This is a genomic window from Halomonas sp. JS92-SW72, from assembly GCF_003547075.1.
GTDB lineage: Bacteria > Pseudomonadota > Gammaproteobacteria > Pseudomonadales > Halomonadaceae > Halomonas > Halomonas alkalicola.
In genome coordinates this window covers 835825-851825 of the sequence record NZ_CP032147.1, presented here as the reverse complement: position 1 = coordinate 851825, position 16001 = coordinate 835825, and the positions used below count along the sequence as shown (strand labels likewise).

General features: G+C 66.3%; 11 protein-coding genes. All 11 read right to left on the bottom strand.

Going from position 1 to position 16001, the window contains the following annotated elements:
- Positions 1-23: 23 nt before the first annotated feature.
- Positions 24-1487, bottom strand: coding sequence for a glycosyltransferase family 4 protein (locus D1793_RS04030; protein WP_119020996.1), 1464 nt, complete (start codon positions 1485-1487; stop codon positions 24-26).
- On the bottom strand, positions 1480-3501 hold the full coding sequence (locus D1793_RS04025; protein WP_162899905.1) for a glycosyltransferase family A protein: 2022 nt from the start codon (positions 3499-3501) through the stop codon (positions 1480-1482). The genes D1793_RS04030 and D1793_RS04025 overlap by 8 nt, the downstream gene beginning before the upstream one ends.
- On the bottom strand, positions 3498-4532 hold the full coding sequence (locus tag D1793_RS04020; protein ID WP_162899904.1) for a hypothetical protein: 1035 nt from the start codon (positions 4530-4532) through the stop codon (positions 3498-3500). The genes D1793_RS04025 and D1793_RS04020 overlap by 4 nt, the downstream gene beginning before the upstream one ends.
- A 57-nt stretch (positions 4533-4589) precedes the next feature.
- Positions 4590-5537: an ATP-grasp fold amidoligase family protein gene (locus tag D1793_RS04015; RefSeq protein ID WP_119020993.1), complete on the bottom strand. Its 948-nt coding sequence runs from the start codon at positions 5535-5537 to the stop codon at positions 4590-4592.
- A gap of 7 nt (positions 5538-5544) precedes the next feature.
- Positions 5545-5682: a hypothetical protein gene (locus D1793_RS19360; RefSeq protein WP_162899903.1), complete on the bottom strand. Its 138-nt coding sequence runs from the start codon at positions 5680-5682 to the stop codon at positions 5545-5547.
- Between the two features lie 5 nt (positions 5683-5687).
- Positions 5688-6704, bottom strand: coding sequence for a hypothetical protein (locus D1793_RS04010; RefSeq protein ID WP_162899902.1), 1017 nt, complete (start codon positions 6702-6704; stop codon positions 5688-5690).
- Between the two features lie 30 nt (positions 6705-6734).
- Positions 6735-7685, bottom strand: a complete 951-nt coding sequence (locus tag D1793_RS04005; RefSeq protein ID WP_119020991.1) for a hypothetical protein — start codon at positions 7683-7685, stop codon at positions 6735-6737.
- Between the two features lie 16 nt (positions 7686-7701).
- Positions 7702-9405, bottom strand: coding sequence for an acylphosphatase (locus D1793_RS04000; RefSeq protein ID WP_119020990.1), 1704 nt, complete (start codon positions 9403-9405; stop codon positions 7702-7704).
- A gap of 92 nt (positions 9406-9497) precedes the next feature.
- Positions 9498-12833 carry a CapA family protein gene (locus D1793_RS03995; RefSeq protein WP_119020989.1) on the bottom strand — a complete coding sequence of 1112 codons (3336 nt, stop codon included), beginning with the start codon at positions 12831-12833 and terminating at the stop codon, positions 9498-9500.
- A gap of 17 nt (positions 12834-12850) precedes the next feature.
- Positions 12851-14032 (bottom strand): hypothetical protein, encoded by a 1182-nt coding sequence (locus D1793_RS03990; protein ID WP_119020988.1) that lies wholly within the window; start codon positions 14030-14032, stop codon positions 12851-12853.
- A gap of 12 nt (positions 14033-14044) precedes the next feature.
- The gene (locus D1793_RS03985; RefSeq protein ID WP_119020987.1) at positions 14045-15979 is read right to left on the bottom strand and encodes an acylphosphatase; all 1935 of its coding nucleotides are present in this window, start codon (positions 15977-15979) and stop codon (positions 14045-14047) included.
- Positions 15980-16001: the final 22 nt, after the last annotated feature.

Here is a 16001-nt window from a genome sequence, read left to right as displayed (position 1 = left end):
TGCCGGTCTGCTGTCTGCAGGGTTCATGTCGCGATTCGCCTCGCTTGCAGGTTAGGAAAACATCTCGCCAGGGCCCCGGCGAGGGCCTCGAGGAAGGCGCCCTGCCCGTAGTGCACCAGCGCCCGCTCGCGCCCGGCGGCGCCCATCTCGGTCACTCGCTCGGGATTGCCGGCCAGCTCGGCGATACGGGCCGCGGCGGCCTCGGGGTCACCGACGGGCACCAGCCATCCAGTGCGCCCCTCGGCGACCAGCTCCGGCAGCGCGCCCCAGGCGTAGGCCACCACCGGTCGCCCTGCCGCCATCGCCTCGAGCACGGTGCGCCCGAAGGATTCCTGGAAGCGCGACAGGTTCACCACCACATCCAGCTCGGCCAGCGCCTCACCGGGCTCCGCCACGTAGCCGCAGTGGACCAGGGTGGCCGCCGCCCCGTCCCGCGCCCGTTGCGCCAGCAGGGCCTCGAGCGCCGGAGTCGACTCGCCATACAGACGGCACTCGGCCGGGATGCCCCGGGCGGCCAGGGCATCGGCCATGGCCGCGACGTCGGCGAGCCCCTTCTTGGCTACCAGGCTGCCCAGCAGGCCGATCCTCAGGGGGCGCCCAGGGCGGGGGCGTGGCAGCGCCAGGGGCGTCAGGGACTCCATGTCCAGGGTATTGGGCACCACCGCAACGGCGGTGCCCCGTCCCGCGAAGGCCCCGGCCGTGCAGCGGGAGTTGGCCACGATCAGGTCGGCGTTGCGCAGCGTCCGCGCTACCACCGCCTCCGGCTCGGCCCCTAGGGCATGACACAGGGCCGGATCCTCGGCAGGCAGCTCGCGAACATGGGTGATCACCGGCACCCCCAGGGCACGGGCGGCCAGCGCGGGGGCCTCCAGAGTCAGGGTATTGAGGTAGAGTCCCTCGGCCCGGCACGCCACCAGCAGGCGACGGAAGGCCTCGACGCTGGCCGCGCAGTCGGGCCGCTCGGCATGCCACCAGGCGTAGGGGAGCACCTTGACGGCGCGGCAGTGGGCGAGCAGCGCGTCGAGGTAGCCCGGGTGGCGGGCATTGGGCACGGCCACCACCACCTCGGCGCCCAGTGCCGTCAGCCCGCGGACCACGTCCAGCAGGCTGCGCTCGGCCCCGTAGAGGCGCGGGCCCAGGCTGTGGGCGCAGACCACCAGGCGCGGGCGCCCGCGAGGAGCGCGGCCGGTGACCCGGGGCAGCGGTGCATGACCGCGCAGGCGGCCCCAGGCCCAGTAGCGCAGCAGCGCCTGAGCATCGGACCAACGCCCGTGACCATGACGCCAGCCGTAGCCGCTGAGGCTGAGGCGTGGCGAGGGCTCGCGCCCCTCCGCCAGGCCATGCTGGAGAAAATGGCGCAGGGGGGGCATGCCCGACTCGGCGACGTCCGGGTGGCGGGCCAGGTACCAGTCGCCCTCCAGCAGCCGGCGCGCCGCCAGCCACAGCCCGGGATAGCGCCAGCCATGGCGACGCCACCCCTCACGCATGATCCTCCTCCGTGACCGGCGCCCTGCCACCGCGGGCCAGGTAGCCGGCCAGGGGCGTCGCGAGCCCCTCCGGCAGGGGGCGCTGGTCCAGCCAGCATGGCGCCCGGGTGAGTTCGAACCGCGGCACGCTGTCCGGCCAGGCCCCCGGCTCCTCCAGGCGGTGCACCAGCAGCTGACCCACCGACAGGGAGAGTCCCCCATGGGCCAGGCCAAGCGCCTCCTCGTGGCAGAGCTCCCAGACCTCGTCGGCGACCCGCCGCGAGGCGAAGTCATCGGGCCGTGACCAGGGGCAGAGCACCACGGAGCGACCGGCCTGCCGGTGATGCAGCACGCACTCGAACACGCGCTGAAGCTCGGCATTGCGCGCCGACAGGTCGGCCAGCACGGCGATATCGAAGGCGGCAGTGGACGCGTGCAGGTTACCCAGCGGCGCCGGAAACGGACGGCGCGGATGCTCGGCATCGAGCACTGGCACCACCTGGCGCCCATGCCACCAGCGAGCGGCCTGGTGGTAAAGATGGCGCAGGCCATGGTTCACCGTGCGCACGTGGGTGGCAGGGCGCTGGGTCAGGGCGTCGGGCTGGACCAGCGAGAAGGCCAGCGGCACATCGGGGCAGACCCTCAGCAGCGCCGACTCGCCGTAGTGGTGCCTCAGCCGATGGATGAACTCGTTGTCGGCAGCCACGCGAACCGGATCCCAGAGACCCAGTGCCTCCAGCACCTCGCGGGGGACCATCAGCGACGAGGGATTCTCCTCCATCCAGTCACCGCACAGGTGCCAGGGGCCGACGATACGCAGCTCGGGGTCGGTGCGCACCCAGCTGGTGAGCGCCCCCCGGGCCTCGGGCCGATTCAGCAGGGCGACGACCTGCTGTTCGATCTTCTGGGGATGCGACCAGTCATCGCTGTCATGCACCGTCACGTAGCGCCCCCGGGCGGCGCGCATGCCGGTATTGCGCGCGGCATAGGCCCCCTGGTTGGCGGCGTGGCGCAGCAGCCTGAGGCGTGGCTCGCCCTCGGCCCGGCGGGCCACCAGGTCCGCCGTGCCATCGCGACTGCCGTCATCGACCACGATGATCTCCAGATGGGGCCAGCTCTGTGCCAGCAGGCCATCCAGGGCCAGCTCCAGGGTCGCCTCGGCCTCGAAGGCGGGCACCACCACCGAGACCAGGGGCATCTCTCGGCGTGGCCGCGCGGTCACTCGCCGCGTTGCCAGCCCGGAGAACGTCAGCGGGGCCTCCGTGCGCTGGCGCAGCGGGGCCAGCCGGTGGCGCTCATAGAGGCGATTGAGCGGTGCCAGACGCTGTTCGCCGGGTCGGCCGACCCGGCTCGCCTCCACCAAGGCGTGGCTCAGGGCATCCTCCCCGAACCTTGTGGCGTTCAGCTCGTCGGCAAGGGCATCCTCCTGTCCGAGCCGCAGGTGGCACTTCACCCGGGCCTGGGCCACCCAGGGGGCGAAGGGCGAGGCCGCCAGGTCAGCCTCATGGGCGAGCTGGGCCAGCGCCTGGCCATAGCGGCCCTGCCCATAGTGCCAGGCCGCCAGGTACCAGCGTGCCGCCCCATCCCCCTCCCGCGCCAGGGCCTCGAGGCACGGCAAGGCACGCCCGGCGTGGCCATGCCAGAGCTGCTGGTGATACCAGAGGGCGGTGCCACGCAGAAAGGGAAGATCGCTCAGCACCGCGCCGGGGGCAGGACGGCGCCCCTCGTGGACCCCGTGGCGCAGGAAATGCACCAGCGGATTGATCCCGGTCTCGCGAACGTCGGCATGGCGCTGCAGGTACCAGCGTGGCGCGAAGCGTGGGTCCGGGGCATGCCCCTGTCGCCAGCCATGGCGCAGGAAGTGCAGCGCCGGGCGCCACACCAGTGGTCGCCGCCAGCGGGGCAGCTGCGCTCGATAGTAGCCGGGCTGGAACATGCCATGCCGGCGGATAAGCGCCAGCTCGCGACGCTCGACGGGGGTGGCCCAGGGCGTCCGCAGACGAAGATGCCACCCTCGGCGGCTTGACCGTCTCATCGGGCCTGCCGCCCGTGGCACCAGGCCTGGCGGGCCGCCATCATGGCGCGGGTGTGCTGCCAGATGGCGCGGGCCACGTTGCGGGACTTGCCCACGGCGGGAAAGTGATGGCCGCCGATACCGGGGTTGGTATTGATCTCCAGCACGCAGACCGCCCGGGCCGGATCGCCCACCGCCGGATCGACCATGATGTCCACGCCCGCCAGTTCCAGCCCCGGAATGGCCGCCACCGCTGCCACCGTCACCGCCTTGACGGCCGCGGGCAGCTCGTCGGTGACATCCAGCGTCTCCCCGCCCGCCGAGAAGTTGGCCTCGTGGCGCAGGTAGACCTTCTGGCCTGCCGGCAGCACGCTCTCGACGCTGAGCCGCTGACGCTCGAGGTTGGTCCGCACATGCTTGCGCACCTTGATCAGGCGCGTGGCGAGGTGGGGGTTGCGGGCGCGCAGGGCGTTCTTGGCCTCGATCAGCTCGGCAATGGTCGAGCGCCCATCGCCGACCACATGGGCCGCGTCCTTGCCCAGCGCCCCCACCACCTCACCGCCGACCACCAGCACGCGATACTCGGCCCCGGCCATCTGGCGCTCGACCAGCACGCCGCCTCCCGCCCGGTTGGCCCGCCGATAGGCGCGCTTGAGCTCACCCGGCGTCTGGACCCCCACCGAGATACCGTAGCCCTTGGTACCCGTCCGGGGCTTGACCACCAGCGGCGTCTCGAGGCGCTGCTGCCACGCCTTGACCTGGGCCAGGCTCCTGGCCACCCCGCCCGGGGCGACCTGAACCCCCGCACGCTCCAGTAGCGTGCGGGTCAGGTCCTTGCGGCCGGCGAAGGTTGCGGCCACCGTGGTGTCTAGCGAACGGCTGTCGTGGAAGAGGATGTCGAGATCATCCACCCGGGCCACGAACATGTAGCGTGACAGCCACTCCACCCTGGCCCCGTCGCGCTCGGCCTCGCCGGCGATCAGCAGGGGACCCAGCGCCCGGGTCTGCATGGCCTCGAAGAGGCTCGCCCGGGACATCGGCACCTTGTTCATCAGGGTCTCTCTCACATTCATCCATAACGTCATTGGCCACGTACCTGCGGCAAGGGATTAATGATGTTGCGCCACCTCGAACATGGCGCCCAGATAGCGATCGGCCTGCTCGCCGAAGGCGTGGTAGGTGCCCGGCTCCGGGGTCAGCTCGCCAAGCACGAGCCCCTGGCGCGCCTCGTAGAGATCGATGCGACAGAAGGGCGCCGGCAGGGCCGCCGAGACGCGCTCGGCCAGGGCCAGCATAGCCACGGGGTCGTGCGGGGGCAGCAGAGTGGGCTCCAGGGCGTCGTCATACTTGCCCGTCACGACCGGCTGCCAGTCACGGTCATACCAGCGGTAACGGGTCCCCTCTACGCCCCTGGCCACCTGGAGGATCAGTCCCACCCGACCGCGGAAGGCATAGAACTTGAAGTCATCCACCGGACGCAGCAGACCCGAAGGCGGCAGCAGCAGCTCCTCGAGCTGCCAGTGGTTGGGAAACTGGTGTTCACGCATGTCGCGATAGAGGGCGTCCAGGATCTGGACCAGGGTCAGTTCGCGGCGCTGCTGCAGGCAGGTGAAGCGCAGCTCGCCCTCGCGACGCAGCGACATCACCCCGCGGGAGCTGTGGGCCTGGGTGGGCTTGATCACGCAGGCCTCGATGCCCTCGAGGGCCTCGCGCAGGTGTTGCAGGGCGAAGTCATCGCGCAGGATGCGGGCCGTGGCCACCCCAAGGGCCTGCATGCGTTCCGACACCCAGCCACGGTCGTTGGCCAGGCGATTGAACGGGCTAACCCCGGGCAGGGATGCCTCGCGCTGGTAGCGGCGTACCAGCGCATCCATGCCGGCACGGAAGGAGGGCGGCTGGGGCGCCGTCCCCTTTCGCGCCGGGTGTGCCGCCGCCATCCAGGCGAGGCGCGCCGGCTCGGCAAGAAAGCCGGTGAAGCTCGGGAATGAGACCAGGGCCTCGGGGACCTCCCCGGCAGGCGAGGCGGCGGTGGTCAGGGAGGAGATCAGGGCTTTCATGCCGCCATCACCGCCCCAGGCTCATCAGCGAGAGCAGCGCCACCACCACGACCAGCAGGGCGATCACCAGCGGCATGGGCAGCTTGCGAATGAGGGGCCTCAAAAGCTGCCGAAAGAGCACCCTGAGCAGTCGATCCATTGACATGGGACTCACCTTGAACAGAAGTGGGGATCGGGGAAGAGCTCGCGCAGGGCGGCACCGGCGATGTCCCTCTCCTCGCCTTCCCAGGGGAAGTGGTGCAGCGAGATCATGGGCGATCCGTTGACCTCGAGCACCGCCCAGTTGGTGTCATCGGGAGGCCGCCGGATGTCCTCGATGAAGACATCGAAGCCGACCATGACGATGTCCGAGAAGGCGCGTGCCGCCCCCTCCAGGGCCTTCAGGTAGCCGGGATGGATCGCCTCGGTCATGTCGACACTCTCTCCGCCGAGTGAGACATTGGTGCTGTCGCGAAGGGTAATCCGGACGTCCTTGTCGACAATGGAGGCCAGCGAAAGCCCCTGGCGTCCCAGCACCGCCGTGACCACCGGGTCCACCACGATCGGCGGGCAGGCACGTCGCCTGGAACGAATGGCATTCTTGGCCGCGATCAGCTCATGGATCGTCGAGGCCCCGTCGCCGGTCACGTTGGCCGGTACACGATTGGCCACCCCCAGCAGCTGGCCGTTGACCGCGGTGATCCGGTACTCCTGGGCGGCGAAGAAGGTCTCGACCACGACCCCCTGGCGGTCGTCCGAAAGCCGCGAAAGATAGCGGGCGACCCCCTCGGCATCATGGAGCTTCTCGACCCCCCTCCCCTTGCTGCCGTCATCGGGCTTCAGGATCACGGGAAAACCGAGCCGGCGCGCATAGCGGACGGCCGCAGACGCCTGCGAAGGCAGGAAGCGCTTGCCGGTGATGGTGTTGCAGCCATGTCGCTCGAGGAAGCGGCGGGTCCTCGACTTGCTCTTCGCGATGCGCAGCTTGCGGCGACTGCTCAGGCTGCAGCCGCCCCGGCCGAAGTAGACCCGCGTCGTCGCATCGGACACGAGCAGCGGCTTGCCCTTGAACCGCCGGGAGCGCCCGTAGCGCAGGCCCGCCGCCCTGGCCGCCCTGGCGATGGCATACATGCTGGCGTTGCGGGGCATCCAGCCCCACTCGATCCTTTCCCTCTCATCACGCGTCACGACGGGCTCCTTGTGTCGGGGTGTCATCGCCTAGAAAAGCATCTCCATGATTTCCTTGCCGATATTCTTCGGCTGCCCTTCCCAGGGAAAGATATGCATGCGCACCGCGGGGCGTCGATTGACCTCGCAGATGAACCAGTTGCTGTCGCTGGCCGGCTCATGCATCTCCCTGATGAAGACATCGAAGCCGGCGATGAAGGTATCCGGCAGCCTGGCGAACACCGCCTCCATGGCCTCGATATAGGAGGGATGGATGATTTCCATGACCTCGACACTGTCACCACCGGTGGAGATGTTGGAGGTGGAGCGAAGCGAGACGGTGCGCCCCTTGTCCGGCACCGAGTCCATGGAGAGGCCCTGCTTGTCGAGCACCCGTGTCACCTCGTCATCGAGCTTGATGCGGGGATAGCGCCGCGTCTTCTTGAGCCGATTCTTCGCCCTCACCAGCGAGGCCACCGAGCTTGTGCCATCGCCGACGACATTGGCCGGTACCCTCCGGGTGACCGCCAGCACCCTGCCACCCGCGCAGTAGAAGCGGTACTCGGTCGCGAATTCGCACTGTTTCTCGACAAAGGCCGTGCCATAGCGCTCGGCGACCCGATCGAAATAGGTCAGAAAGGCATCCTCGCCCTCGACGTTGACGTAGACACTCCTGCCCTTGTTCTCGTCATCCGGCTTGATGACCACCGGCCAGCCGAGGGACTCGGCATACTCGAGGGCCCGGCCTCGCTCCTCGGCGTTGAAGAGATACCCCTCCAGCACGTTGGCCCCCAGGGTCTTGAGAAGCAGCTTGGAGGCCCCCTTCTTGTTGAACACCTTGGTCAGTGGTGACTGCTTGCCGATCAGGCTGTTGCTGACCTTCACCTGGCTCTTGCCGTCACTGATGATCAGCGACTTCCTGGACCTGGTGACCGAGAGCCCCTTGTCGATCGCCGCCTGCTCGAAGTGCCTGCTGCTGATATTGGTCGTGATAGGTTCCATTCTCACACCCCTGTCTTCATGAGAGCTTCAGGGTCGACCTGACGCGAAAGCCCGCTCGAGGTCTCAGTCGACTCTCCTTGACCCGCACCCGGTCGACCCAGGACCTGGCAGGGCCTTCGCGACACTCCTCGATCAGCTCCGCGACCTGGCTGGCGTTCCCGTGCAGGAGCGCCTCCACGGTTCCGTCCGAGCGATTCCGCACCCAGCCATCCGCTGCCTTCTTGAGCGCCCTAGACTGCAGCCACTTCCGGTAACCGACCCCCTGAACCTTCCCTGCGATGATCAGGCGGGAAGAGACGGGCTCCGTCGCCTCCTCTTCCAGGTGATGGACCACGCAGACCTTGGCATCGATGGGCGCATTGAACTCGCGCTCCTCGATCACCTCGATCTCCTTGAGCTTGTCGACGAGCTCCTCCCTGAAGCTGGCCGCGTTGCTCTCTTCGGCCAGCAGCCGGATATGGAAGCGTCCCGACGCGAAGGAGTGCACCTCGCCGAAACAGCCCGTCTGCTTCATGAGCTTTTCGCAGTGACGGGTGACGTAGGCGACAGGGAGCGGCGAGGCGAGCGTCAGCCGCTTCTTCAGCATGCCCTTGCGCAGGACGGGAAGTGACACGCCGGAGAGCCCGCCTGTCCCCAGGCCCTGCTTGACGTAAGAGAAGTCGAAGAAGACATCCCCGGCGATCTTCGAGGTTCGTTCCGGGAAGTAGCTCTCGACGATGGCCTCGGCCACTCGGTTGCCCTGTCCGCTGCCCTGCATGGGGAAGGAGTGCGAACCGATATGGGCCTGGGAGTTGAGTTCGATGACATAGTTGTGCTCCTTGCCATCCTGCTCCACGTTGATGATATCGACGCCGGCATTGGGAATGCCCAGGGCGCAGGCAGCCGCGACCGCCGCGGCCTTGGACTGGTCGGAGACAAGTTGCGTCGCATCGATGCTGTCACCTCCCCGGGAGAGGTTGGCGGCCGACGAGAGGTAGACCTTCTCGCCCCGGGCGGGAACGGTGGTGAGGTCCTGGCCCTGCAACGCCAGGAAGGAGAGCGTGGCCCGGTCGAGCTTGATCCTGCGACTCGACAGGTGCGGGTTCCTGGCCCTGACCCGGTTCTTGCTGGCCACCAGGGCCTCCAGGGTGCTCTCGCCGTCGCCGACCACGTTGGCCGCCTCCCGGCCCGTAACGGCCACCACCTCGCCCCGCGCGACATAGTAGCGATACTCGACGCCCCGGACGTGCTCCTCGAGCACCACCCGCCGGCTCTCGATCGTCTGCAGGGCCTCCACCAGCTGCGCCTGGCAGGTGATGCCGGTGGTCACCCCCTTGCCGAGGCTCCCCGACACCGGCTTCACGACCACCTCACGACAGCCGAAGCGCGCGAAGAGGTCGGGCTCCTGCCTGGCCTGTTCCGTCTCGAGCATGATGCCGCGGGGCGTACCCACTCCCGCCCGGGTCAGCAGCTCCTTGGTCTTCCACTTGCTGATGCTGTTGCGGTGCGCCTCACTGGTCGTCAGGCTGCCTCGCGTCCTCAGGAAGAAATGGACCGCCTTGTCATCGGAGAGGCTGAAGATGGTGCCTCTCGCATCCGCGGCGGTGGTGACCTGGCTCGTGAGCTGGGGATCATTGTAGAAGGTGACCCTGAGTCCCCGCTGAAAGCCCGCCAGGGCGATCAGGTAGGCACACAGGGAGACGCCCCGCGCCTCGAAGGCTTTTGATGTGAAATAGTTCATAGGACACCTGAAGGGCGATGACCGGCACCCCCTGTCCCGAGACAGGGGGAGTCCATCATCGCCGCCATGGGCTTCAACACGACCCGGTCATGTCAGCTGGCGCCAAACTTCCTGGCGACGCTTTCGGCAATAGTACGGGCCACGTTTCGGGGCTCACCGTAGGTGGGGTACAGATGCCCACCGATGCCGGGGCGGGTGTTGGCCTCGACGATGATGTAGCTGCCCGCCTCCGCCGGCGCCGCATGATCCCTGGCCAGGATATCGATACCGACGATGTCCAGGCCCGGAATGGCAAGCGCCACCTCCTCGGCAACCCGGCGCATGCTGGGGTGGACCTCATCGGTGATATCCACGGAGTTGGCCCCCGTGGAAAGGTTGGCCTTGGTATCGATGGTCACGGTTTCCCCGGGCGCGAGGACCGAGGAGAGCTCGTGGCCACGCTGCTTGAGGCCGGCCAGGCGGCTGGCATCCACCTTCAGGGGCCGCTTGATGAGATTCGGGTTCTTCTGCCTGGCCGCGTTCTCCTGCTCGATCAGCTCGGCGATGGTGCTCTTGCCATCCCCCTCTACCCGGGGAGGGATGCGCATGCTGACAGCGACGCATTGACCGTCGACCACCAGGTAGCGCGCCTCCTGGCCGCCGGAGAAATACTCCTCGACCAGGACCTGCTTGCGGGTCGCCTTGACCGCCGATTTCCAGGCCTCATCGAACTCGTCGAGGCCGATATCGACCGCCACACCCTTCCCCTTGTTGCCATCAACGGGCTTGATTACCGCACGGCCCAGGGACTGGACAAGCTTCCTGGCGCCCTTCCTGTCACCAATGTCGAAGGCCTCCCCGCGGGCCACCTGGATGCCGGCCTGGTCGAGGAAGGCTCTTGCCCGGGCCTTGTCCTTCAGGATGCGATAGGCCACCAGGGAGGTGAAGCTGGTCTCTGTCTCCAGGAAGCTGCATACCTTCCCGCCCCGGCTGGCCTCGAGGATGCCGGCCGTTCTTCTGGTGGAGAACCCCAGCGATTCGAGCTCCCGCTCGAGGTGGAGATAGGTCGAGAACGGCCGATCACTGGCGTAGGTATTCTTCTCCAGGCGGGCGTAATCCCGGTCGAGGCTCGTCGGCTCCACGGGCGGGGCGACCGGCTCGACCCTGAAGTTGCTGGCCTTGTTGTCGGTCATGATCCTCGTCACGTCGATCTCCCCATTGGTCGTCTCGCCGTCGAGCATCAGCCTGGGCACCAGGCCATAGGGATCGGCGCCCCTGGAGCGATACCTGCCGGGCGAGTTGAAGACGAAGTTGCCGATCGAATAGAGGATCTCGCCACCCTGGTAAGCTTCCACCCTGTCGGCCTTGTGCGAGCCATGTGCGATGACATGGTCGGCACCGGCAGCGATGATGGCCCGGCACCACTCCTGATGCTTCTCTCCCGTATCCTGATAGTCGATGCCCTGCCAGTGGGGACAGACGACCACCACGCTTTGCGGATCGATGGCCTTGATCTTCTCGATCTCTCTCGACATCGCCTTCAGGTTGGTGCTGGCAATGCCCGGCTTATCCTTCCTGGCAAAGAATCCATACTCGGTGTAGCGTCGGCTGGAACGCATGCCATTGAAGACATAGACGTTCCTGATCCCGCTCGGGGTCCTGGCCGCAATGTGATAGGGCTTCCTGGCTTCCTCGAGATTCCTGCCGGCGCCAATCACGGCGATGCCATGCTCCTGAATCAGCTGGATCATGGCCAGCAGCTTGTCGGGCCCGAAGTCCATGGTATGGTTGTTCGCGAGGGTCACGGCCGTTACCCCCAGCTCCTTGAGTACCCGAAGCGTGACGTCCGGGTCATCGCACCCCGGATATTCCTTGCCGGCGATCGGCTGGCCCGGCTCATGGCTGAGCACCGTCTCCAGGTTGACGATGATCTCATCGCTGCCTTCGAGAACCGGCCTTACCCCTGAGAAAAACGACATCGGGTCCTTCTGCAGTCGCGCGTATGCCTCGGCATACTTGCTTTTCGACTTGTCGAGATAGTAGTAGCCCAGGCTGGTGTCACCGCAGAAGGTGATCGTGAATGGTTTATCCATCAACTCTCCTTGGTTTTCCCTTGACCATGAAACGCTTTCCTTGTCATCCATCGCGACAGGCTGGCGCTCGAAGAACACCAGCGACTTGCCTTCCCGGTTATAGTCATAGAGCGCCCTTGCCAGGCCATGCAGCCCCTGCTCCCCTGCCCCGGGGGTGACACTCCCGGTTTCCTTTTCCAGCCAGCGCTGGTAGTAGGTGTCGAAACCGACGGGGTGGTCGGGAGCGAGTGGGGTCTCAATCATGCGGCAGGAGGGCATCTGCAGTTCCCGCCTGGGACTGGTGAGCGACAGGGCATAGTCGACGATGGGCGTGATGACATCCTTCGGTTTTCCATAGCTCGGGTAGCAGTGCCCCGACAGCCCCGGCGCAATATTGGCTTCTAGCACCACGTAGCCTGAGGCGACGGGTGGCTTGGCAAAATCACGTGAAATGATATCCACTCCAAGCACCGGAACAGTCCTGGCGACCCGTGCGACCTTTTCGGCGATCCGAAGGTAGTCCGGATGGACCAGGTCGCTGATCTCCAGGGTGTCGGCGCCGGTACTGGCACCCGCCTTGTAGTCGATCAGCACATGTCGTCCGGGCTCGGGAATATCGTACAGGGCGTAGCCCTGCTCCCTGATCAGCTCGATACGATACTGGTCGAGCTTGATCTGCCGGATGGTCTGCCCTGGGCTCATGCGCTTCTCGGCATTCTTCTCCTCGATCAGCGCCTCGATCGTCTGCCGGCCATCGGCCACCACGATCGGTGGGATTCTCCGGCACACGCTGATGCACTTCCCACCGACCACGAGAAAGCGCGCCTCGACGCCTTCGGAAAACTGCTCTTCGATCAGGATGTCGCCATCGTCTCGATTCTCGGCGAGCGCGAGATCCCAGGCGTAGTCGAACTGGGCCTCACTGCGCACGCCAACCGTGACGCCCTTGCCCTTGTGGCCGCAGGCGGGCTTGATGACATGGGCCGAGGTGCCTGCCGCGACATGGCGGCGCCCCTGCTCCTTGTCATGGACTGAGAGGGTAATGCCTGCGGGAACGCTGATATTCTCCTGCCGCAGCGCTTCCTTGAAGCGCTGCTTGTCGCCCAGCAGGGCAAGCTCCTCTTGCCCACTTCCTCTCAGGTGAGAGAACTTGAAGGTCAACCTGGGTTTCAGGCCCAGCACATCGATCCTGGACTTCCTGTCCCAGACGACGAAGTACCCGCGGCGCTGAAACTCTTCCGCGATCATGAAGGAATTGAGGTTCTTGATCCTCTCGCCCTGAATCCTGAGATGAACGGGATTCGTGAACTTGTTCAGTCCGCCATCCAAGAAGTCACTTATCTGGTCGTAATCAAAGATTTCCTTGAGTGCTGCCATCCTGGCATCCTCGGTGCTTATCTCACTATCGTGACGTCCACGCTGGTGGGCACTTCCTCTATGCCCAGCCCATTGGCGTAGACCCAGGTCAGGGCGCTGCCGGCCCAGGCGGGACCGGCCGCCTGGAAGCGCACCCGGCCGGTCACCTCGTCCAGCTCCTCCAGGATGAGCTCGAGGCCCAGAGCCTGCGTGGTACGAACCAGCTCCTTTTCCAACCGCGGCCCATGGCTGATGCCGGCAAGGACCGCCGAGAACTGCATTGGTGCCTCCAGGGGGCGGTCAGACGCCCCTCCGGCGACCCGCTCCAGCAGCCGCTGACTCTCTACCGGGTGATCGTGATAGAGCTTGTAGCACTTGAGGTGCTCGGAGAGCGCGATCACGGCATGGTTGCCCTCCTGCGCCTCCCGAGTGGCGTCATCGACGATCAGGTCGATGCGCAGGTAGGCCATGCCCTGCATCACAGCGGCGACCTTCTCGCCGAGGGCCCGGTAGCTCGCGTGCAGCGCGCCAACGGTCTGCCAGGCCCTGTGCTCGGGACGCTTGTGGAAGGCGGCAGCCACCTGGCCATCGGCCATGATCAGTCGCAACTGCTCGCCTTCCAGCTGCTTTTCCACCATGTAGCGGACGCTCAGCGGCAGGTAGCGGCGCCCATGCTCATCCACATGGTCTTCGGAGAGGCGCGTCATCGCATAGGGAGACGCCGCGAGGTCACTGGCCTTGTTCTTCTTCAGTTCCCGTGAATGGCTGAAGAGGAAGTCCAGTTCGGCCTCGCGCTTGATCTCCTTGACGTACTCCTCGTAGAGGGTATTGCGAATGACCGGCTTGAGGACCACCGGGTAGCCGATTTTCCGGGCAAAGCGCAGGTGATCGCGCTGGGACCGGCCCGAGAAGGACGCCGCCTTGACCACCTTGATGCCATGGCGTTCGAGGCGCGCACGCCAGGCCCGAATGTCCTGACAGAAGTTCACCGCAGGCAGAAGGTTGCGGCCACTCACGCCGCACACGAAACCGTCGGGCGCCCCCGCTTCGGTCGAGTCGGCATGCTCGGTCGAGTCGGCATAGTAGTAGGCCAGCTGACGCGGCAGCAGCAGGGTCCGGGCACTGGCCGGCAGGCGCTGGGCATGAATCAAAAGCCCTTCCCTGGCGATGCTGGGCAGGCTGTTCAGCACGGCGCTGAAGCTATCGATTCTGACATCCATGGGGAGCTCGCTCTATTTCAGGAGGGAGAAACCATCGTGCGGCGGCTCCTCCACATGCATGACGCGCACCGAGGTCGGTAGCGCCTCCGAGGGGCCACGAACGCAGGCCGTCGTCAGCGACGAGATGGCGACCAGGGAGCCCTGCAACACCGCCTCGACCGTGCGACGATCGCGATTCTTCACATAGCCGCTGATGCCTCCCTTCTGGGCGTGGCGCGCCAGCCACTTCCTGAACCCCACCCCGGTGACCTTGCCGCGCACCCTCACCTTCACGCAGATCCGCTGCTCATCCAGGGGCGCCAACGGCATGTCATGGTTCAGCAGGATCTCCTCGATGGCCTGTCGCGGGACGTTGACCGCATCACCGAACATCGGGTAGCAGGCCGTGCCGATGGCCGCATGGGCGTTCAGCTCGCAGATACCGATGTCGGTCTCCCCAACCGGCTTGCGATGGTCCTCGATCAGGAAATCGATACCGCAGTAGTCCAGGCCCGGCACGGCCTTCACCGCATCCTCGGCCAGCTTGATGATGCTGGGATGCATCTCATGGTGCACGTTAACGCTGTCACCGCCCTGAGAGAGGTTGCAGGAGCCGGAGAGGGTCACGCGCTCGCCGAGGGGCGGGATGGAGTGCAGGGTGTAGCCACGCTTGTCGAGCTGATACTGGGTCGACTCCGTGTAGACGATGGGGCGTGACTTGAGGTGGGGAATGTTCTGGCGGTAGCGGTTCTTGATCAGGATCAGCTCGGCCACCGTATGCTTGCCATCCCCGGTCACGGAGGCAGGCGCACGCAAGGTGGCGGCGCGCACCTTGCCACCGATCACCATGATGCGGTAGTCCTCGCCGAAGATATGCTTCTCGACGATGAAATCGTCATGTCCCAGCTTGCTGGTTTCCAGCACGTGGAAGGCGCTGCGCAGCTCCTCATCGTTGAGGATGTTCGGGACCACCCCGATGCCTCGCACCCCGGTGGCGGGCTTCACCACGACCGGGTAGCCGATCAGGTTGGCGTAGCGGGTCGCATTGTCGTAATCCCCGGGGGGGAACATGCGTCCACGCGGGACCGGAAAGCCCAGCGGGGCCAGGAACTCGCGGGTCGCTTCCTTGTGGGTGCACAGGGCAATGGCATCCACCGAGACCAGCGGCGAGCGGCTGAGCTTAAAGTAGAAGCGCTGCCCCTGCTTGTCTGCCGTGAACACGCCCTTGCCGGTGCGCAGCACATTGAAGCCCTGGCGGAGGCACTCGCGCTCCATCAGGTGGCTCTTGGCGTCCATGGTGCCCAGGGGCAACATCAAGGGTGTATCGTCGAAGGCGTTGGGCTGCAGCGGTGGCGACGGTGGCTGCAGAACACCCTTCAGCGTCGGCTGATAGGTGTAGGTCGGCGGCTCGCCCTCGGGCAGATAGAGCACCCGCTCGGCGCGGCGGAACAGCGCTTCCACCAGCGCCTCCGATGACGCAGCGTTCGCCTCGGACGGTGCGGGGTCGGCGACACCGGTCTCGAGCCGCAGGGCAAGGTCGGCGAACAGCCGCTTGAGCGCCTGGTGGATGCTGCTCACCGCGCGCTGGACCCTCGACCACTGGCGCAGCTCGAGCAGCTTGGCATCATCGATCAGCCCCGCGGTGGGCTCCACCCAACCCTTCAGCTGACGGCCCAGCTCTCCCTTGAGCAGGGCCTCCCTGTCGAAGCGGCTGCCCATCAACCGCGTCGCCACGGTCTCGAGGTACTCCCAGTAGCGGCTCGTCATGGGCTTCTCTGGTCGAGCGCCCATCAAGCCTTCCACGGCACGGGTGACCTCCTGGTCAGCGACTCCGAGGGTCACCTTCAGGTAGTAGTTCACTTCTCGCGCGGCCGATTTCGCATCGGCCGCGTCCGTCAGGCGATCGCCATGGGGCTTCGAGTACGCCACCAGCTCGATACGCTTGACGCTACAATTCTGTTGCGGCATGTGGCACCACCATCAAGGAGCC